The organism is Clostridium sp. 'deep sea' (genome assembly GCF_014931565.1).
Taxonomy (GTDB): Bacteria; Bacillota; UBA994; order PWPR01; family PWPR01.
Map to the genome: position 1 here is coordinate 39,861 of NZ_CP063353.1, position 20,022 is coordinate 59,882.

Consider the following 20,022-nt stretch of genomic DNA (forward strand, 5'->3'; position numbering starts at 1 on the left):
AGTCAAAAAGAGTTACTTTTAGCTCTTTATTATGGAATGTACAGCAGAGAGGACATAATAATGAATAAAAAAATATTATCAAAACAAAATACCATTTTTAAAAATGCTAAATCGGCGTTTAATCCTAATGTATTTATTTTGGTATTTTTGTGTTTTGGCTTGTTATTAGCTGGAGAATTTTTAGCAAACTTTATTTACAAAGCTCTTTATAGATTGTTAAGTAGCGTAAATTATATTACTCAATTTACAGTTTTTCAACTTATAATTCCGTTTCTTTCTATAATTTTAGTTACCTTTGTTTGGGTAAAAATTATTGAAAAACGTTCTGTAGCTAGTATGGGTTTTTCTTCTCAAGGTTTAGTAAATAAATACCTTAGAGGTTTCATTATAGGTACAGTATTAATACTTATATGTACTATTTTGTTAGCCTTTTTGGGAGCAGTGAAAATAAATACTACTAATCTTAGTAGTGCTACAATTACATCTGTATTTGCAGTTTTAATAGGCTGGTTAGTTCAAGGTGCATCGGAGGAGGTACTGTTACGAGGTTGGCTATTACCAAGAATAGGATACAAACATAATGTTCTATTAGCAATAATTGTTTCTGCTGGTTTTTTTGGATTTTTACATTTAGGTAATAGTAATGTAGCAGTTCTACCTATGATAAACCTAATATTGTACGGAGTTTTTGCCTCAGTGTATGTAATATGGGAGGGCGGTTTATGGGGTATATGTGCCCTACATTCCGCTTGGAACTGGGCACAAGGTAATATTGTAGGTTTTGAGGTAAGTGGTATTACAGCGGTTGGTGGAAGTATTATAGATTTTAAGACTGTTAAAGGTTATGATTTATTAACAGGAGGAGCTTTTGGTTTAGAAGGTGGCTTAATTTGCACTTTTGTTTTAGTTATAGCCACAGCTATTATTGTGTACTTAAATAATAAACGTGCTTTTAAACTTAACAACTAAGGAAATGTTTTAGGGTACTGTGGTTGTTATACTCAGTTTAGAACAGAGGTGGTTATGTGAAACCTATAATCAAAACACTACAAAATTGCTTAAACTATATTGAGCAAAACCTTAAATCAGAAATAGAACTCAATGAAATAGCTGAGTTGTGTGGCTACTCTATCGATCATTTGTATAAGCTTTTTAAACAGTACTTAGCTATGCCTATTAATAGTTATATTGTAAGCAGAAAACTAAAACATATTGCTTATGAACATTTATTGGGTAAAGGATTAAATAACCTTGTATTGAACTATGGTTTTAGTACCTATTCTGGTTTTTACAAAGCATTTTATAAGTGGTTTTCTTGTTCTCCAAGTAGGTATAAACAAAGCAAGTTAGCACAACAGCCTCATGTTCTAAATTTAAGTTTAGAGGTGAATAGAATGCATAGTAATAAAGAGCTTAAAACTATACTTAAAAACTGGAACATTAATGTTATAAGTATAACACCCTATGAATATTCAGGAGCAGGTAGTATAGCTAATAATGTATGGTATATTAATGATAACTATGTACTAAAAAAAGGGTTAAATATTAGTGGTCTAAAAACTCATATTTCTATAAGCAGGGCATTAGCCAAAAAAGAATTAAATGCTGCAATCCCTATGCAAACCTGTAAAGACAAAGATTTTTTAGTTGATGGTGAGTTTTATTATCTTTTAGCAAATAGAGTACCTGGTAACTGGTTAACTAAAGAACAAAGATACGGTGAAGATTCTTTACATTATGCAAAATGTTATGGTGAGTCGATAGCGAAGCTACATTTGGTTATGGCTGAAATTAATGATGAAGTAGAAGTTAAAGATAAACATCTTTACAATATAATTAATGAGTGGGCAATTCCTATTGTAAATAAGATGTTAAGACGTTTTAACTATCAACTACCAAATTATTTTTATAAAAAATATCAACAAGAGTTTGGTGAGTTATATGAAAATTTGCCAAAACAAGTTATTCATCGAGACCCTAATCCCAGTAATATTTTATTTAATAATAACAGAGTTAGTGGCTTTGTGGACTTTGAAATAAGTGAAAAAAACACGAGACTTTATGATGTATGTTATTGTGCAACAGGAATATTGTCCGAAACAGAAGATAAACCAGAATTATATCAAAAATGGTTAAGAATCTTTAACCAAACTTTAGATAGTTATCACAGACTTAATCCTCTAACAGAGGCTGAAATTAAAGCAATACCATATGTTTTGTATTCAATTCAATTGAATGTAATTGCTTACTTAAGTGAATATGATAAATATTCTCATTTAGCTGAGAAAAATATAAAAATGTTATTATTTTTAATAGATAATACAGCTCAAATTATAAACAAATTAATTCCAAATATTTAAGATTTAGTATTGTTTTTTTATCCTAATTGTGGTAATTTCCATACTGTATATACTACCAAATAGTAAGATTAAATAGAATTGAATCTTTTGAGGTTGTAAAAAATAATTAAAAAGGAGAACTATATTGATTAATCTATCATCAAAAATTAAAGAAGATTATCCTCATATTAAAAGCATTTTAGTGTATAAAGAGAATAAAAACATTTATGAACAATATTTCAATAATACAGATATACATACTTTGCATAACACAGCCTGTATATTTAAAAGCTTTTTAACTACTTTAATAGGAATTTGTCTAGACAAGGGATACCTAAAATCACTAGATATAAAGCTTATAGATATATTTAAAGAAGAAGTGACAGCAGATGTTAGCGAAAGAATGAAGGATATTACGATTGCCCATGTTTTAAGTAAAACCACAGGAATTAAATGGCCACCTCCCATTAACAATATTAGTGATGAGCAGGCAAATAACATAGAATTTGTATTTACTTTACCAACAGAGAGTAAGGCAGGAGAAAAATTTGCCTATAAACCAGATCCTTATATAATACCTTTTATCATCGAAAAAGTAAGTGCTATGAGGTTTAATGATTTTTTAGACAAATATTTGTTTGAGTTATTAAGTATTTATAATTATGAATGGCATAGAGGCTTTAATGCTAGAGCAACACTTAAACTAACTACTAGAGACATTGCCAAGCTTGGATTATTGTATTTGAATAAAGGAGTTTATAGTAACACTGCTGTTGTATCAAATAATTTTCTTGTTGATGCTACAACAACGAAAACAGCAGGAGGTATGCCCGAGTTTAAAGACTATGGGTATTTGTGGTGGATTACAAAAATAAATAGCAGTAAGGCATACTACGCCTCTGGTTTTGGCGGTCAGTATATGTGTGTTATTCCAAATCAAAACTTAGTAATAACAATAACCTCTAAACTAGATAGGCCACATCCAGAGAACCTTAAATTAATTGAATTAATAGCAGCAGATTTGTAAATAAAATCTAAAATTCAACGTACCATACCTATGCAATTAATAAAGCAATGGGAGACTAAAAAATGAAAATCAGAACAGAAAAGAAAAATGCATTCACTGTAGTAGGAAAGTTAGGAAAGGGTTATGCCAGTAATAGTAAAGAGTGGATACCTCAATTATGGAAAGATGCTACTGCTAATTTTCATGAGATAAAACATTTAGCACTTACAGATGAACAGGGTAATTATAAAATTTGGGGAGCTATGAGTGATATCAATACTGAATTCAAACGCTGGGGAGAACAGGGTCTTTATATGGTAGGTTGCGAGGCACAGGAAAATGCTATTGCACCTGATAAATGGGTTAAGTGGACTATACCCTCTTTTACATATTTAATTGTTGAATGCGATATAAGTAAAAGTGTAGAGGTATTTAATAATATCTTAAATAATTATTTCCCAGAAAATAACCTAACACTAGTAGGTGCAGTTCATGAGTTTTATCCTGCATATTTAGGAAAAGATAAACTAGAGCTTTATTTCCCAATAGAGAAACCCTAATTACCTAGTTGAATAATTAGGATAATTAACCTATAATAATATTATTATGACACCCATTAAATGTTGACTTTACTAAAGTGAAATTTAATGAGGAGAAAAACAATGTTACAAGAGTTGAGTAAGAGTGATTATTACAAAGTAGCTAAAATGATGACTGGTGCTAAAGTTAATTTAGAACCAGAGGCCGTAATTTGGGGATATAACCCAGGAACTATTTACGTTGATGATGTGCTTGAACCAAAATCAGCAGTGATTTGGGTTGAGGGCATGAAGGGTTTTTATTTTGTTGGTGATGCAAACAATGATAGATTTAATAAATTTATAGTAGATTTTTTTGATAAAGTACTTATAAAAAAGGCTAAAAAAATAAACTATAAATGGATAGAATTTAGTGGATTAAATACAGATTGGGAGATAACTTTAGCAAAACTATTTAAACACAAAGAGAAGTATGATGAGTCTAAACAATTTGTTTACAAACATAAAGAGATTAAAAACTTTAATGAGCCTAGTTATGAGCTTAAACAAGATTACACGGTTAAAGCAATTGATTTGCAATTATTAAATAGTGAAATAAGTAATTATGATTTTTTAGAATCAATAATAATTACTTGGTGGGGCTCTATAGATAACTACTTAAAGCATGGTGTCGGTTATTGTGTTATGCATAATAATATGGTTATAAGTAGCTGTGTGACTAGCTATAAAAAACCAGGTTTTATGGAATCTCATATTCATACCTTAGAGGACTACCGAAAACAGGGTTTTGCTACCATTGCTGTGAGTAAGTTCTTAAACTATTGTAGAGACAACTACTTTGAACCATACTGGGATTGTATGCAAACAAACTATGGTTCTCAGGCCTTAGCTGAAAAGCTGGGTTATGAAAAGCAGTTTGAATACACCTTATTTGAATATATAATTTAACAAAAAGGTCGTTCATTATGAGCGACCTTTTATAAATCCTAGTAAGCTCAGCAAAATAAAGTATCATTAAGCCTAAAACCAAGGAAACCTAAATAATTTCACCCGTTAAATTATAAATATGTTATGCTTGTAGTATCCATAAAATACTGGAGGTAAAGTAATATGAGCTTAAACTTAGGAGTGGCTTCACAAATAACTTGGTTATATTTTAAAAATATTAGTGAAGCAGATGTATTTTTGCAAAACACTTTAAAACTAAAACTGGTAGAGGATCATGGCTGGGCAAAAATATATTCAGTTGCTAATAAAGCATTTTTAGGAGCAGTAGAGAGCGGTAAAGGGACCTTAGAGGCTAAAGATGAACATGCTATGTTATATACCTTAGTAGTTGATAGTGTTGAAGATTGGCATAAACATATTAAAGCCAGTAATATGACAGAGGTATCAGAAATAGGTGGCATGAGAGATGTGCCTATTAAAACCTTTTTTGCTACAGGGCCGGGGGGTTATAAGTTTGAGTTTCAGGCTTTTTTAAACAAAGATTCTATTAAAATATTTCATAATAATTAGCTAAAAATCTATTATTGTTTAAGTAAGGAGGTTTATCATCAATGATTACCTTAAAATCGTTTGCAAGAGCCTATATTTTTAATAATAATAAACTCTTAATGATGAAGAGATCACTGCAAAAAAAATTTGCCCCTGGACTTTGGGCTGCTATTGGCGGACATATTGAGCCTGCTGAAATGAACGAACCTAAAAAAGCCTGTATTAGAGAGATAAAGGAAGAAACTGGTTTAGAAGAGACTGATATAAATAGCCTAAATCTGCAATACATTATTATGCGCAAAGCCGCATCCGAAATAAGAATACAATATGTGTACTTTGGTACAACACTTAAAACTCAATTATGCCAAACAGAAGAAGGAGAATTAAACTGGATAGCTAAAAATAACATTCTAAACAGAGCTATGTCAGCTACAACTAAAGAAACTCTTAAGCGATATATTTTACATAATAATCCCAAAATAATTGAAGTTGCTATAGTAGATTGTGACAATGAAAAACCAGTTTTTAATTGGAGTAAAATAGAAGATTGGAATGCTAGTAGCTTTATATAAATTATATAAATGCAAACTAAATATGAATAATACTATAAAAGAAAATGGAGGTTAATAATTGGATTATTATATTGTGAATAGCTTTGCAAAAGAGTCTTTTAGGGGTAACCCTGCTGCAGTTGTACTAGTTAAGCAATTTCCTAAAACCAAATTAATGCAGAGTATAGCCAAACAACTAAACTTAGTTGAAACAGTTTTTATTAAAGTTATAAACAAAAGCAAAATAGAAATAAAATACTTTACACCCCTAAAACAACTACCGATAGCAGGACACCCTACTATAGCAGGTTTAAAGGTGTTGTACGAGCAAAAGTTAATAAATGAAGGTTCAATAGATGTACTAACCGATACCAGTTATTATGTTGCATTTGTAAGGAATAATAACAATAATATCATATATAGCCTTTCATTTAATGAAATAAAACATAAAGAAGTATTAACTAATAAAGAATTAGTAGCTAATGTATTATCGATTAATGCAAATGATTTACAGACAAACTTACCTGTAAAGGTAGTAGATTCTGGTTTAGGACATATTATTGTGCCTGTAGTATCTTTAGAGGCTCTAAACAGAGTTAAAAGAAACATAGGTAAGCTTAAACAGCTTTGTAATGATTATAATGCCAGAGAGGCCCAAATTTTTACCTATGAAACAATAAGCAAAAATAATGACTTACATACCCGTAATATTTGCCCCAGAGAGGGTGTAGAAGATCCCGCCTGCGGGGTAGGAAATGCAGCCTTATTATCTTACTTAGCTAAAGAATCACAGGCCTTAAATACCTACAAAATAGAACAAGGTTATATCAATAATTTTCAGTCTCTTATAATAGGTTCTGTTACTAAAGATCAGCGTGTTTTAATTGGTGGAAATGCTATAATAATGGGTAAAGGTGAAATTTATGTTTAGTTTATACCTAAAAGAAAGGAATTTTATACAATGAAATATGTACGACCTCCCTGTTAGTATGTAATTGTTAGAGATCGAGCACCACCGTAAAGGTATTGAAAGTTCAATACAAATTAAAAATTTACGGAGGTGTAGAAATGAACTATTTAAATAATATACAAAAACTAGGAATAAGAGTATTCTTTCATAACTTAATATTTGCTTATGTAATTGAGAGACTTTTTTGGCAACAACGTGGCATGACTGTGTTAATGGTTGTTTACACTGAAATAATATATGCTGTTACAATAATTTTTCTGGAGATACCAACTGGTATATTAGCAGATAAATTTAGTCGTAAAAAAATGATTGTATTTGCATCGTTTTTAACACTTTGTGAGTTTATAATTATTATATATGCAAATAACTTTTGGCATTTTGCTTTGGTTGTATTTATAGCAGGAATTTCTACAAGTATGGTCAGTGGTTCTGAAACAGCCTTATTGTATGATACTCTAAAAAAAGCTAATCAAGAAAACAAATTCGAAACAGTTTTGGGTCAAATAAAAGCAGCAGATTTTAGCGCAGCTTTAATTGCTGCTCTTGCTGGTGGCTTTTTAGCTAATAAATTTAACTATGAGTTTAATTATTATTTATCTATTGTTAGCGTTATGATTTCTTTTATGGCTTCTTTAACTCTAGTAGATGTAAAAGTAACAAGTAATAATGATAAACCCATACCTTTAAAGCAGTATATAACTAGTTCACTACAGGTATTTAAAAATAACCCTAATATTACTATTATAGTTGTTAGTGGCATGTTTTTAGTAGCAACACTGACCTATTTAGATGAGTTTTGGCAAGTTTACTTAAACAACCTTAACATACCAATATACAGTTTTGGGATATTTGGAGCTTTATTTTTAATGGGAAGAATACCTGGTAGCCTAGCTGTAGCTAAGCTATTAAAAAAATATAGTTATAAACAGTTACTGTCTTTTAATTTATTATTAAGCATAGTAGGTTTTATATTAATGGCTGTAATAAAAACACCACTTAGTTTAATTGCATTAATTCTGGTGTTTTTAGGTTCAGGATTAACTGAACCCCTAGTTACAGGTTATTTGCATCACCGCATTGATTCTAAAATGAGAGCAACCATAGATTCTTTTTTATCTTTAGGTTTAAGAATAGCTACAATCATTATTGGTTTAGTTTTTGGCTATATAGCTTCTAAGTTTTCCATATTTAGTGGTTTTGCAATTTTAGGATTTTTGTGTTTGTGTTATTATATATATTTTGTAATATCAACTAATAAAATAAAAATGTAATTTTGTATAGGCGAACCTCGTGTTCGTCTAAGTAATACCTCAAACAATAAAAAAGGCGAAGACCAGCTTCGCCCCTACGAATGGGATGGGAGTTGGATAGCTATTATAGTGAGTAAATTATGGTTAAACCGAAAAGAAAACAAACAAGATTAAAGAATTATGACTACTCGAGAGCAGGTTGTTATTTTGTAACGATGTGTACCCAAAATATGCGTATGTTACTTGGCGATATTGTAAATGGCAAAATGATATTAAGCTATGCAGGATTAATGGCAGAGAGAATATTAAACCAAACACCCAATAAATTTAATAATATTGAACTAAATAAATACATAATAATGCCAAACCATGTACATACAATACTTAAAATAAAATCTCAAAGTGATTTGGTAGGGGCGAACCTCGTGTTCGCCTGTAGTAATGCCTCAAATAAACCTAAAAAGGCGATGACCAGCTTCGCCTCTACAATGGGTAACTTTGTTAAGTCTTTTAAATCTAAAACCACGGTAGAATATATAAAAGCAGTTAAGAAAGGTACTTTACAACCTTTTGAAAAGCGTATATGGCAAAGAAATTACCACGATCACATAATCCGTAACCAAAAAGACTATCAAAGAATCTGGCAGTATATAGATACAAATGTGCAGAAATGGGAGTTAGATAGATACTATAGTGAGTAATTATTCTTAAACCAAGAAATATTAACCTTAAAGTAACTTCGGGTGAACCTTGTGTTCGCCTGAGTAATTCCTTAAAAAACCAAAAATGGCTAAGAATAGATTTACTCCCACGGTAGGTAACTTGAATTAACCAATAAGTATTTCAATCAATTATTAAACCACCAATTAAGTTAATTAAGTTTACATACTCGTAGGGGCGAACCTCGTGTTCGCCTAAGTAATACCTCAAACAACTCAAAAATGGCGAAAACCAGCTTCGCCACTACGGTGGGTAACTTGGTTAAACCTCTTCAATTGTTATTAAGGTGATAATTTAATCAATTTAAGGAGGCACTAAGATGAAAGATTATAATGTAGTTACTTTATGTGGTAGCACTAAATTTAAAGAGGAATTTCTACAGGTTCAAAAGGACTTAACATTGCAAGGAAATATTGTAATCTCCGTTGGACTGTTTGGACACTCTGGCGACAATGAAGTATGGGAAGAAGGCACAAAAGAGATGCTTGATGATATGCACAAGCGGAAAATTGATATGGCAAATGAAATTTATGTAATAAATAAAGATGGATATATCGGCAGTAGCACAAAATCAGAAATTGAATATGCAAAATCAGTAGGTAAAGGTATTAGATATCTTGAGTGATAATCAAATAATTTAGTAATTTTGTCATTAAAATCATTTTTAAACCACTAATTAATAAAATTGTTTAAAAAGGGGTAGTACGGGGTGAACCTCATGTTCGCCTGAGTAAGACCTCACTTGAGGTTTAAAAATTGAGCTTAATGTTAATAGTTAAGGGATTAGTACCACAAAATGCACGAAGGGAAAAGAAAATGTTATACGTAATGAAATGAAGTATAATCATTACCTTAAAAAATAATTAATAAATAGATATTATTGCTGAATGGTAATCCTTACGCCTCAGCATCTTAATTAATAGTCAATCCATTTTTGTAAATCTTATTATATAGTCTCATTTTTAAACCACCAATTAAGTTAATTCCTCAACCCTCTTTGTGCACTTTGTGCCCTTAGTGGTTAAATAATTATTTTAATCTAATTGGGAAGTGTGATTTTTAAAGCTGTTAGCTAATTAGGTATATTGAGGTTTAAAAATTGAGCTTAAAGTAGATAGTTAATGATTTAGTACCACTAAGTGCACGAAGGGAAAATAAGATGTTATTGCTGAATGGTAATCCTTACGCCTCAGCATCTTAATTAATAGTCAATCCATTTTTGTAAATCTTATTATATAGTCTCATTTTTAAACCACCAATTAAGTTAATTCCTCAACCCTCTTTGTGCACTTTGTGCCCTTAGTGGTTAAATAATTATTTTAATCTAATTGGGAAGTGTGATTTTTAAAGCTGTTAGTTAATTAGGTATATTAAGGTTTAAAAATTGAGCTTAATGTTAATAGTTAAGGGATTAGTACCACAAAATGCACGAAGGGAAAAGAAAATGTTATACGTAATGAAATGAAGTATAATCATTACCTTAAAAAATAATTAATAAATAGATATTATTGCTGAATGGTAATCCTTACGCCTCAACATCTTAATTAATAGTCAATCCATTTTTGTAAATCTTATTATATAGACTCATTTTTAAACCACCAATTAAGTTAAATCGATACCTCTTCGTGCCCTTTGTGCCCTTAGTGGTTAAATAATTATTTTAATCTAATTGGGAAGTGTGATTTTTAAAGCTGTTAGCTAATTAGGTATATTGAGGTTTAAAAATTGAGCTTAAAGTTAATAGTTAAGGGATTAGTACCACAAATGCACGAAGGGAAAAGAAAATGTTATACGTAATGAAATGAAGTATAATCATTACCTTAAAAAATAATTAATAAATAGATATTATTGCTGAATGGTAATCCTTACGCCTCAGCATCTTAATTAATAGTCAATCCATTTTTGTAAATCTTATTATATAGTCTCATTTTTAAACCACCAATTAAGTTAATTCCTCAACCCTCTTTGTGCACTTTGTGCCCTTAGTGGTTAAATAATTATTTTAATCTAATTGGGGAGTGTGATTTTTAAAGCTGTTAGTTAATTAGGTATATTAAGGTTTAAAAATTGAGCTTAATGTTAATAGTTAAGGGATTAGTACCACAAAATGCACGAAGGGAAAAGAAAATGTTATACGTAATGAAATGAAGTATAATCATTACCTTAAAAAATAATCAAATAAATAGATGTTAATGCTGAATGGTAATCCTAACGCCTCAGCATCTTAATTAATAGTCAATCCATTTTTGTAAATCTTATTATATAGACTCATTTTTAAACCACCAATTAAGTTAAATCCCAAAACCACTTCGTGCCCTTTGTGCGCTTAGTGGTTATAAATTTATGTAAACCACTCGTAGAGGCGAACCTCGTGTTCGCCTTATCTTGTAAAAAACCTAAAAAATATGATAAAATTATAAAGTACCTTTTAAGGTGTAGTCATTATATAGAAAGGAAAATTTATTTATGCATATTTTAACTAAAGCAGCTAGTGCTGGTGGCTCTGAGCAAAGACTACATCTAATTAAAGAACATAGTCGTGTTCAGAGCCTAAATAAGAAGTTGTTACAGGCTTAAAATTTTATGTAGTTTTTGCTTCAATTTATTTTTCTATAACCAAAGAGTAAAATAAAAGGAGCAAAAATTATGAAATATGAAAATGCACAAAATGTGCTACCTAACGAAATTATTGAGATTATACAAAATTATGTTGATGGAAGTTATCTGTATATACCACGCAGAGAAGATAATAAAAAATCTTGGGGAGAGAATAGCGGTACTAAAAAAGTGCTAGGCACAAGAAATAAAGAAATGTACCAAAAGTATCAGCAAGGAATATCTATAAAAGAACTTGCTGCAACCTATTTTTTAACAGAACCAAGCGTGCGTAGAATAATACGCAGTGAAAAATGTGGTACTTGAGATTAAAAATTTTATATTTAATTTTAGCAATTATTGAGCCAATGGTTAAAATAAAGTGACCATTGGTTTTAACTTTTAAACAATACAGATAGCTTTTAGCCCTTAATAACGAACATATTTAAGGTAGAAATGTTTATGATTATCTTGTAAGCTCAAACACATTTCTATATTATCTATGTCCTTGAATTTAGGATAATTGCTTTGGTACTATGTTAGTGTAATTAAAGAGAGTGTGGTTTTAATGAGTATTTTAGCAATTAGTAATTTATATCATAGTTTTGGAGATAAAGAGATATTTAAAAATGTATCAATAAGACTTTTAAAATCAGAACATGTTGCTTTAGTAGGCGCTAATGGTTTTGGTAAATCTACTTTAATGAATATTATTACCAATAATCTTTTAGCTGATAATGGTACAGTAGAATGGAGCAATAGGGTTAAAGTTGGTTACATGAATCAACATAGCCAGCTTACAGCCCACAAGAGCATAAAAAATACTTTAAAAGAGTCTTTTCAACATTTATATGATATTGAGCATAACATGAACAAGCTCTACTCAAATGCCTATAATTTGAGTGAGGCTGAGATGACAAAGGCATTAACTAAAGCTAGTGATTTTCAAAACTATCTAAATACTAACGATTTTTATAATATTGAATCTAAAATAGAGGCTGTTGCTTCGGGGTTAGGCCTTAAAAAACTAGGTTTTGATTCTAAGGTATCTGCTTTAAGTGGTGGTCAACGAACCAAGGTTTTATTAGCTAAGCTATTATTAGAAGCACCAGATATTTTACTGCTAGATGAACCAACAAACTATTTAGATGAAGAGCATATAGAGTGGCTTACAGTGTTTTTAAAAAGTTACGAAAAAGCCTTTATTGTTATTTCACATAATATGGATTTTACTAATAGTATTTCTAATGTTATTTGGCATGTAGAAAACCATGTAGTAACAAGATATATAGGCAACTATGAAGCTTTTTTAGCTTGTTATGCTCAAAACAAAAAACAAGTTAGGGCTGAGTTTTTAAAGCAACAGCGTGAAATAGCCAAACTTGAGGACTATGTTCGCAAAAACAAAGCCCGAGCCTCAACAGCTAAACAAGCTAAATCTAGGCAAAAAAAGTTAGAGAAAATAGATCGAATAGAGCTCACAAAAAGCAACCCAAAACCCTACTTTAATTTTAAAGTGGCCAGAGACTCTGGGCAGATAATTTTTGAAGCCACAGATTTAGTTATTGGTTATAATAAACCCTTAACTAAACCCCTAAATCTAAAAATGGAGCGCGGTCAAAAAATAGCCTTAACAGGTGCCAATGGTATAGGTAAAACAACCTTGTTAAAGAGTTTACTTAACATAATAAAACCTTTAAACGGATCTGTTGAGCTAGGTTACTATCAACACATTGGTTATTATGAGCAAGAGATAAAACAACAGAATACTAATTTTGTATTAGATGATGTAATGGCAGAACTAAGAGGTTTAAACAAACAAGAGGTACGTAGAGCGCTAGCCCAATGTGGTTTAACCTATAAACATATAGATAGTCAAATTAATCTTTTAAGTGGTGGAGAGCAAACTAAAGTTAGGTTATGTAAACTTATAAACGTTGCCACAAATATATTAATACTAGATGAGCCTACCAATCATTTAGATAAAGATGCCAAAAAAGAACTTAAAAGAGCACTAATAAAATACCCTGGTAGTATTTTGTTAGTGAGCCATGAGGCAGATTTTTACAGCGATATAATTACAGACATTTGGAATTGTGAGTTATGGAAGTTTAATAAGTAATTAAAGTCTTAAAGATATGAGCTAGTTTAAAAGAGTTATAGATAAACTGTTGTAAACAGCAAGTTCTACGAAAAAACAAATATAAATAGCAATTTTTAATAATATATAGGCTTTCATTAACAGTTACTGTTGGTGTAAGCTTTATTATTATAGATTTAAATTGAAATGGTGATGACTAAAACTTAGTTTGCATAAACTAAAAATACAAAGTTTTACAAAAATATGTAGGTATTTTAAATAGTCTATTTGTTATATTTAGCGTATTTTGTGGTATATACAATTAAGAATCATTTGAGGGAGATGGTTATTTGGTTAAGTACAATAAAATAAAACCGTTGTTTGTAGTTGTACTTATTGTTTTAATGGTTTTTATAATTAATTTAACTTTTAAACCTAAACCACTAAAACTTAAGAATATTGAATTACCGGAGTATAGTAGGTATGAAAAATTGAATCAAGTATTTACAGTTATTACAGGATAATATGTAAGTAATCTGTATAGAACCTGTGGTGTTGAGAATAATGAAGTATAGATAGTCAATACTATTTAGGTAATAAGTTATTTAACATTAGCTTAATAATTACAGCATCTTTTAGTTGATATAATAGCTTATAACTAATTATAAGGACAGGGGATTAAATTGAGGTACTTTATACACTTTGGAACAGACATGAAACTATCTTATAAATACTGGATGCCTTTATTTAATCAATTTATTAATAAAGCTAATACAATAAGAATAGGTTGTTTTAATAATGAAGCTGCCGTTATAGAGTATGTGAAAAATGTTGGCAAAGAGATTATTAATATAGACACAGAAGATAACGCAAACATGACTCTATTTATGATTGATTTAACTGAAGAGAGTATAAAGTATTTATTAAAAGATAGCTTTTCAGATAATAACCTCTTAAAGTATTTTAATTTTAGCTTGTGGCATAATAATGTGGAATTAGTGTCATCAGAACACTATGGTAATGAGTGCACAATTTGTAATATAGATTACGATGAAATAAACAAGTATAGGTTATTTATACCTAAAAGCTCTAGTATAATAGTGCATGATGAAGAGGGAGTAGTATTTAAACAAAGTGTTAAACTTTAGTAAATATAATATTAAGGTTTTACAAACTATGGTAAAGTAGTATTAATAGCATTATCATTATGCTATTAACACTACTTATTTTATTTAGATTAAAAAATTATTAAAAGGAGTAATATAATGCTACTTCAAACATATCAGCAATTCATAAACAAGGTTAATGAACTGGGTTTTATAACTCTGTCAAATGTCGTAGAGGGTTTTCCTTCATTAAGTTCATTAACAGCTAAAGAACAATGGCATACAAATGAGCTAAATACTGATCCCTGGAAATGGAAGGATAGGGTTGCTAAAGAGCAAAAACTAGCTTATGGCTGCATTATTAACGGACACAAGGGTTTTGTATCAAAAGACTTTTATAGGGTTTTTTACGGCTTATTTCATCCACATAAAACTATGCAAAGTAGATGGAATAGTGGAGAAGTAAACCAAATGACCTATGATTTATATCAGCTATTTACAAACAATAAAAGCTACAGCACTAGCGAAATTCGCAAAGCCTTATCTGTAACAAAAAAGAATGGGGGCAGTACTCTTAATAATAGCATTAAGCAGTTACAAAAAGAGTTTTATATTACTGTTGTGGGTAACAAAAGAAAACTAAATAAACAAGGTGAACCTTATGGATGGCCTTCAGCAGAGTTTAATACTGTGGAAAATCATATTGATAGAGATTGGTTAAAAGTTAACGAACAGTTATCTAAACAGCATTGTAGTGAGTTAGTTTTAACCAGGGCTTTGCAGATTGGCAATAATATAAATAAAAATGAATTAGTGAAAAAGTTTGCTTTATTATCATAAGTTAATAAAATAAAAATATAGAGGCTCTATAGGTTATTATATTCTATGAGCCTCTATGATATATTATGGTATCTAATTTCTTTTTTTAACAATAAAGTAGTTTACACATAATAATACAACACAAAAAGCTAACAAATAATATTTTTCAGCAAAACTAGTTTTAAGTAGACTTAAGGCATATAATTTACCAGTAAATTTTCCTCTGGTAAATAACTCAAACATATAGTAAGAAAAAGCTACAAAATACCCTGCTATAGTATTACTAAAAATATTTGTAATAGTTAAACCAACTAAACCAAAATACAGTGCCGAAATACTAATGCCTAACCATATTTCAATTAAGGGAAAACTACCACTATGGTTATAGGCTAAAGCAATAGGAATTAAAATTAATATAATTAATATTACTATAGTTACTAATAACCTTAAAATATAAATTACAGAGTTATTAAGTACTTTGCTTCTAGTTATTTCACATATGTTATTGATATATTCAATACCAGTTAAGTAGGGCAATAACAAGATACCTATAATAACTAAATATATTTCCCCAATTATAGCTATATCTTTGTAATTTAGTTGTTCAAAGTTAAATAATAGGGGTGAAATTAGTACTATAAATATGCTTGCTAAAATATTATGGTTAAATATAATTTTTATGTTATATTTTATTACGGCTAAATAGTACTTTACGTTCACCATTATAGTTGCTCCTATTTCTTTTAAAAATAATTGATGTTAAAACGACTAAAACAATTGAAAGAAAAACGTAAAATATTCGATTAAACATTATTTGATTACTGTATTGGCTAAAGTCAGCATAACTAATAACACTATTTAGCCTTATAAAAAATTTCTTTAACCCATATGATCCTACTAAGGGGAGCATAGATGTCATACATAAAATAAACTGAATAGGAATAACAACTATTCCGTTATTAAATAACACTGACAAAAACATAGCTAAAGCGGTAACAAACATTACTGTTGGCATAACCCAATAAAGAGTATATTTAAAAAATGCTAATTTATCTATTACTAAATTACTTGAATTAGCTATTTTAATGAAGCTAGATGTTGCTAACCCAGCTATAAACATATAACCTAAAAATAACAGAATAACAATAGCTAGGTATTTAGCCAAAACGTAGCTATAAGATTTTATTTTTTTACTGTTTATAAGCTCATGCATTTTAAAACGTTTATCTCTTGGCAGTACAAATGCTGCCAAAAAAATAGGAAACAATGAGGCTGTAATACCCATATAATCACAATAACATCGGGCAAAAGAGTTAGAGTATTTATCGTCTTTAACTATGCTTTGGTAGACAAGCATTGCTTCATCATAGTTTCTGCTCTCACTATAAAAGTACGATGATCTTCTATTAGAGTCATAAACACTACCTCCACCTAGCTGCCGATTAAGCTTATCCATTATGGTGTTAAACTCATCAAAAGTACACTTAAACTTCATATTGCTTATTGCTTGTTTATTATCAATGTAGTTAGCACCATTTTCTACTACTAAGTTTACTGCATTTAACATAGCTTGTTTTCTTTTTTCTGTTAAAATCACCTTTTTGTAAAAGCCAATAGGGTAAGTATAAATACTGTTACAATGGTAATCTCCTATTAAGTTTAAAATAACTGCCTTCATTTTTTTATGATCATCAACCATTTCTTTTGAACCATAGTTAAAGGCTTTAGAGAAGAATCTATTGCGTGTAGATTCACTAAGAATGGTATTGCCCCCTAATTTAGTATTAAGGGTATTTAAGATATTTGCAAAATCATTAGCAGATTTGGCTTGGTTATTGCCATATTTATCTTTCACACTTATCTTTTTTAATTGAGCTAACGCCCATTCTACATCTATTAAGTTAGAACTTGTAAGCTTAACTTGTTGATTACTAGAGTTATTTATAACACTTGTTTTATGAACATGCACTAAATATTCTTTAACGATCTGCATTTCAGTAGTAGGCTTTAAACTTATTACATCGTCTGTTGTTATACTATATTGTGAGCTATAAAATAAAAAAATAGTTAATAAAAGCAGGTATAAAACAATATTTTTTAACTGGTATTTTAGCTCTTTTGTTACAAGCCCAAAAAACATTTTATTTAACCTCCTTCATTAGCTTCATATAGGCATCTTCAATAGTAGGTTTAACCATAGTAGCATGACTAAAAGGTTTATTTTTGCTTAATAGCTTTATACGAGCTGTATGACCCTCAGAAACTGATGAAATAATAGTGTTTTTTTGTCTTAACTCATTTAATTTACTTCTATCAATAATTACAGACCAAACACTATTCTCTGCATTTTTAAGTAAATTAGTTACTGAACCTTGATATACAATATTGCCTTTGTTTAAAATAGCTAAGTCATTACAAGTGAATTCAATATCTCCTGCAATATGAGTTGATAATATTACTATGCGATCTTTTGCAAAGTCACTTAGTAAGTTTCTAAATCGTATTCTTTCTTCTGGGTCTAAACCAGCAGTAGGTTCATCTACTATCAATAGTTGGGGATTATTTATTAAAGCTTGAGCTATTCCTAAACGTCTTTTCATACCCCCAGACAAAGCCCTTACCTTAGTTTTTTTAAACTTTAAGAGATTTACTTTTTCTAAAAGCTCTATAATATTTTGCTTTCTAAACTTTGCAGATTTAATTCCAGCTAATAAAGATAAATAGTCCATAGCTTCAAAAACAGTCATTTTAGGGTAAAGAGAAAATTCTTGAGGTAAATATCCAATTATCTCTCTTATTTGCTGTTTATTTTCAATGTCTATATTATTAACTTTAACTGTTCCACTTGTTTTATTAAGTAACGTAGTAAGAATTCTCATTAAAGTTGTTTTACCTGCCCCATTAGGACCAAGTAATCCAAACATGCCTTTATTAATAGTTAAATTTATGTTGTTAAGAGCAGTTGTTTTGACATATTGTTTACTTAAATTATTTATGCTTATTTCCATAGTATTGTTCTCCTGAGTTGTTCTCATATATTACTCCTGAACATAGTAACATTGCTCCAATAATCATTGATAAAAATTGGTCTAGGCCATATTTTAGATAAATAACTAGAGAAAAGATTAGCGGTAATATAATAAGACAAATAGAGTTGTAAAGGCACTGTTTAAAAAAATTACGGTTATTTCTTTTAACTATCTCTTCTTCTTGTTTTTCATAGTTAAGAACATTTATCTTTTGACAAATTTTATTTATAAACTGCTTATCATTCTTGAAATAACTCATCTTATAGCCTCCTTTTCACATAGTTTTTGCAACTTTTTTTTGGCTCGGTAATTTAATACTTTTATTTGAGCTACTGACTTATTCATTACTTTTGCTATTTCCTTTTGTTTAAGATTTTCGTATTGTGAAAGATATAAAACCGTTTGATACTCCTCTTTGAGCTCTGAGAATTTTTGCAGAATTACACAAGTTTGCTCCTGTTCAATTACTATATCCTCAGGAGATCTATAAATTTTAACCTCATACGGTTGGCTATTTATTTTCTTAAGTTTTCTGAGTTTATCAATTGCCTTGTTACGAATTATGGTAAATAAATAGGTTTTAAATGGGTACTTATTATTGTATCGTTCTTTATAAACATAAATCGTTGCAAAGCTTTCTTGAACAATATCTTCAGCAAAATAATAATCCTTTAGGTACCTAATAGCAAAAGAGATAGCATTAGCTCTATATTTAATTATTAATTTTTCAAAGCTCTCATCATCGCCGGCTAAAAATTTTTGAATGAGAGTTTTATCATTAAGCAAAATAGCTCCCTCCTTTGCATATCTATTATTTATTCGTGTAACTACTTAAAAGGTTACACTATTTTTTATAAATATTTTATTTAAAATCATTTTTAGAGTAAACTAAGTATAATAGCATAGTAAATTAATTAGCGAGTTATTCAATAGTTTAGCATAATAAATTATTAGCAAGATAAGGAGCATACAATGAATTTTAAAGGATATGTACAAGTTTATACAGGAAATAATAAAGGTAAAACTACAGCTGCTTTAGGGTTAGCTTTAAGGGCAGCTGGTCGAGGCTTAAAAACCTATATAGGTCAATTTATGAAAGGACAAAAATATGGAGAATTAGAAAGTGCCAAGCTTTTAAGTGAGTATATTATTATTGAGCAGTTTGGTAAAGATACTTTTATCCATGTTAAAAATCCACCTAACCCTCAAGATGTAGAGATGGCTTTATTAGGTGTGCAAAAATGTATTGAGGCTATGCTTTCTAAACAGTACAATCTTGTAGTGTTTGATGAAATATGTGTAGCCAACTATTATAATTTAATAACAGTAAAACAAATGCTAAACATTATAGAACAAAAACCTAAAGATGTAGAAATCATTTTTACAGGTAGATACTGCCCTAAAGAAATAATTGAAGCTGCAGATTTAGTGACTGAAATGAGAGAAATAAAACACTATTATAATAATGGGGTTGAGGCCAGAGATGGTATAGAGCGATAAAAAGTGTGAATCAGTAGTTAG

Annotated in this window: 22 protein-coding genes; 17 read left to right on the forward strand and 5 right to left on the reverse strand. The window is 29.7% G+C overall.

Going from position 1 to position 20,022, the window contains the following annotated elements:
- Positions 1-60 precede the first annotated feature (60 nt).
- From IMX26_RS00200 to IMX26_RS00275, 16 genes are all read left to right on the forward strand, one after another.
- Positions 61-969 (forward strand): type II CAAX endopeptidase family protein, encoded by a 909-nt coding sequence (locus tag IMX26_RS00200; protein ID WP_195159712.1) that lies wholly within the window; start codon positions 61-63, stop codon positions 967-969.
- A gap of 56 nt (positions 970-1,025) precedes the next feature.
- On the forward strand, positions 1,026-2,360 hold the full coding sequence (locus IMX26_RS00205; RefSeq protein WP_195159713.1) for a phosphotransferase: 1,335 nt from the start codon (positions 1,026-1,028) through the stop codon (positions 2,358-2,360).
- Between the two features lie 124 nt (positions 2,361-2,484).
- Positions 2,485-3,366, forward strand: coding sequence for a serine hydrolase domain-containing protein (locus IMX26_RS00210; RefSeq protein ID WP_195159714.1), 882 nt, complete (start codon positions 2,485-2,487; stop codon positions 3,364-3,366).
- A gap of 62 nt (positions 3,367-3,428) precedes the next feature.
- A complete protein-coding gene (locus IMX26_RS00215) occupies positions 3,429-3,905 on the forward strand; it encodes a GyrI-like domain-containing protein (protein ID WP_195159715.1) in 477 nt (158 codons plus the stop codon).
- A 102-nt stretch (positions 3,906-4,007) separates the two neighbouring features.
- The gene (locus IMX26_RS00220) at positions 4,008-4,832 is read left to right on the forward strand and encodes a GNAT family N-acetyltransferase (RefSeq protein ID WP_195159716.1); all 825 of its coding nucleotides are present in this window, start codon (positions 4,008-4,010) and stop codon (positions 4,830-4,832) included.
- Between the two features lie 162 nt (positions 4,833-4,994).
- Complete coding sequence (locus tag IMX26_RS00225) at positions 4,995-5,402, forward strand: VOC family protein (protein ID WP_195159717.1); 408 nt, start codon at positions 4,995-4,997, stop codon at positions 5,400-5,402.
- A gap of 41 nt (positions 5,403-5,443) precedes the next feature.
- A complete protein-coding gene (locus IMX26_RS00230; protein ID WP_195159718.1) occupies positions 5,444-5,953 on the forward strand; it encodes an NUDIX domain-containing protein in 510 nt (169 codons plus the stop codon).
- 58 nt (positions 5,954-6,011) lie between these two features.
- The gene (locus tag IMX26_RS00235; RefSeq protein WP_195159719.1) at positions 6,012-6,863 is read left to right on the forward strand and encodes a PhzF family phenazine biosynthesis protein; all 852 of its coding nucleotides are present in this window, start codon (positions 6,012-6,014) and stop codon (positions 6,861-6,863) included.
- A 137-nt stretch (positions 6,864-7,000) separates the two neighbouring features.
- A complete protein-coding gene (locus IMX26_RS00240; protein WP_195159720.1) occupies positions 7,001-8,173 on the forward strand; it encodes an MFS transporter in 1,173 nt (390 codons plus the stop codon).
- Positions 8,174-8,292: 119 nt separating this feature from the next.
- Complete coding sequence (locus IMX26_RS00245; RefSeq protein ID WP_195159721.1) at positions 8,293-8,853, forward strand: transposase; 561 nt, start codon at positions 8,293-8,295, stop codon at positions 8,851-8,853.
- A 338-nt stretch (positions 8,854-9,191) separates the two neighbouring features.
- Positions 9,192-9,497, forward strand: coding sequence for a hypothetical protein (locus IMX26_RS00250; RefSeq protein ID WP_195159722.1), 306 nt, complete (start codon positions 9,192-9,194; stop codon positions 9,495-9,497).
- Positions 9,498-11,518: 2,021 nt separating this feature from the next.
- The gene (locus IMX26_RS00255; RefSeq protein ID WP_195159723.1) at positions 11,519-11,794 is read left to right on the forward strand and encodes a CD3324 family protein; all 276 of its coding nucleotides are present in this window, start codon (positions 11,519-11,521) and stop codon (positions 11,792-11,794) included.
- 241 nt (positions 11,795-12,035) lie between these two features.
- Positions 12,036-13,589 carry an ABC-F family ATP-binding cassette domain-containing protein gene (locus IMX26_RS00260; RefSeq protein ID WP_195159724.1) on the forward strand — a complete coding sequence of 518 codons (1,554 nt, stop codon included), beginning with the start codon at positions 12,036-12,038 and terminating at the stop codon, positions 13,587-13,589.
- A 308-nt stretch (positions 13,590-13,897) separates the two neighbouring features.
- Positions 13,898-14,071: a hypothetical protein gene (locus tag IMX26_RS00265; RefSeq protein ID WP_195159725.1), complete on the forward strand. Its 174-nt coding sequence runs from the start codon at positions 13,898-13,900 to the stop codon at positions 14,069-14,071.
- 159 nt (positions 14,072-14,230) lie between these two features.
- Positions 14,231-14,695 (forward strand): hypothetical protein, encoded by a 465-nt coding sequence (locus IMX26_RS00270; RefSeq protein ID WP_195159726.1) that lies wholly within the window; start codon positions 14,231-14,233, stop codon positions 14,693-14,695.
- 117 nt (positions 14,696-14,812) lie between these two features.
- Complete coding sequence (locus tag IMX26_RS00275) at positions 14,813-15,493, forward strand: hypothetical protein (RefSeq protein WP_195159727.1); 681 nt, start codon at positions 14,813-14,815, stop codon at positions 15,491-15,493.
- A gap of 72 nt (positions 15,494-15,565) precedes the next feature.
- Here IMX26_RS00275 and IMX26_RS00280 read toward each other — a convergent pair whose 3' ends face one another.
- The 5 genes from IMX26_RS00280 to IMX26_RS00300 are packed head-to-tail and all read right to left on the reverse strand — an operon-like array spanning position 15,566 to position 19,287.
- The gene (locus IMX26_RS00280; RefSeq protein WP_195159728.1) at positions 15,566-16,195 is read right to left on the reverse strand and encodes a hypothetical protein; all 630 of its coding nucleotides are present in this window, start codon (positions 16,193-16,195) and stop codon (positions 15,566-15,568) included.
- A complete protein-coding gene (locus IMX26_RS00285; protein WP_195159729.1) occupies positions 16,155-17,612 on the reverse strand; it encodes an ABC transporter permease in 1,458 nt (485 codons plus the stop codon). Before IMX26_RS00285 ends, IMX26_RS00280 begins: the two co-directional genes overlap by 41 nt.
- Position 17,613: 1 nt before the next feature.
- The gene (locus IMX26_RS00290) at positions 17,614-18,507 is read right to left on the reverse strand and encodes an ABC transporter ATP-binding protein (protein WP_243259249.1); all 894 of its coding nucleotides are present in this window, start codon (positions 18,505-18,507) and stop codon (positions 17,614-17,616) included.
- Positions 18,461-18,760: a hypothetical protein gene (locus IMX26_RS00295; RefSeq protein ID WP_195159730.1), complete on the reverse strand. Its 300-nt coding sequence runs from the start codon at positions 18,758-18,760 to the stop codon at positions 18,461-18,463. The genes IMX26_RS00290 and IMX26_RS00295 overlap by 47 nt, the downstream gene beginning before the upstream one ends.
- Positions 18,757-19,287 (reverse strand): RNA polymerase sigma factor, encoded by a 531-nt coding sequence (locus tag IMX26_RS00300; protein WP_195159731.1) that lies wholly within the window; start codon positions 19,285-19,287, stop codon positions 18,757-18,759. The genes IMX26_RS00295 and IMX26_RS00300 overlap by 4 nt, the downstream gene beginning before the upstream one ends.
- 186 nt (positions 19,288-19,473) lie before the next feature.
- On the opposite strand from IMX26_RS00300, the gene IMX26_RS00305 reads away from it, so the two are divergent.
- A complete protein-coding gene (locus IMX26_RS00305; protein WP_195159732.1) occupies positions 19,474-20,001 on the forward strand; it encodes a cob(I)yrinic acid a,c-diamide adenosyltransferase in 528 nt (175 codons plus the stop codon).
- Positions 20,002-20,022 lie beyond the last annotated feature (21 nt).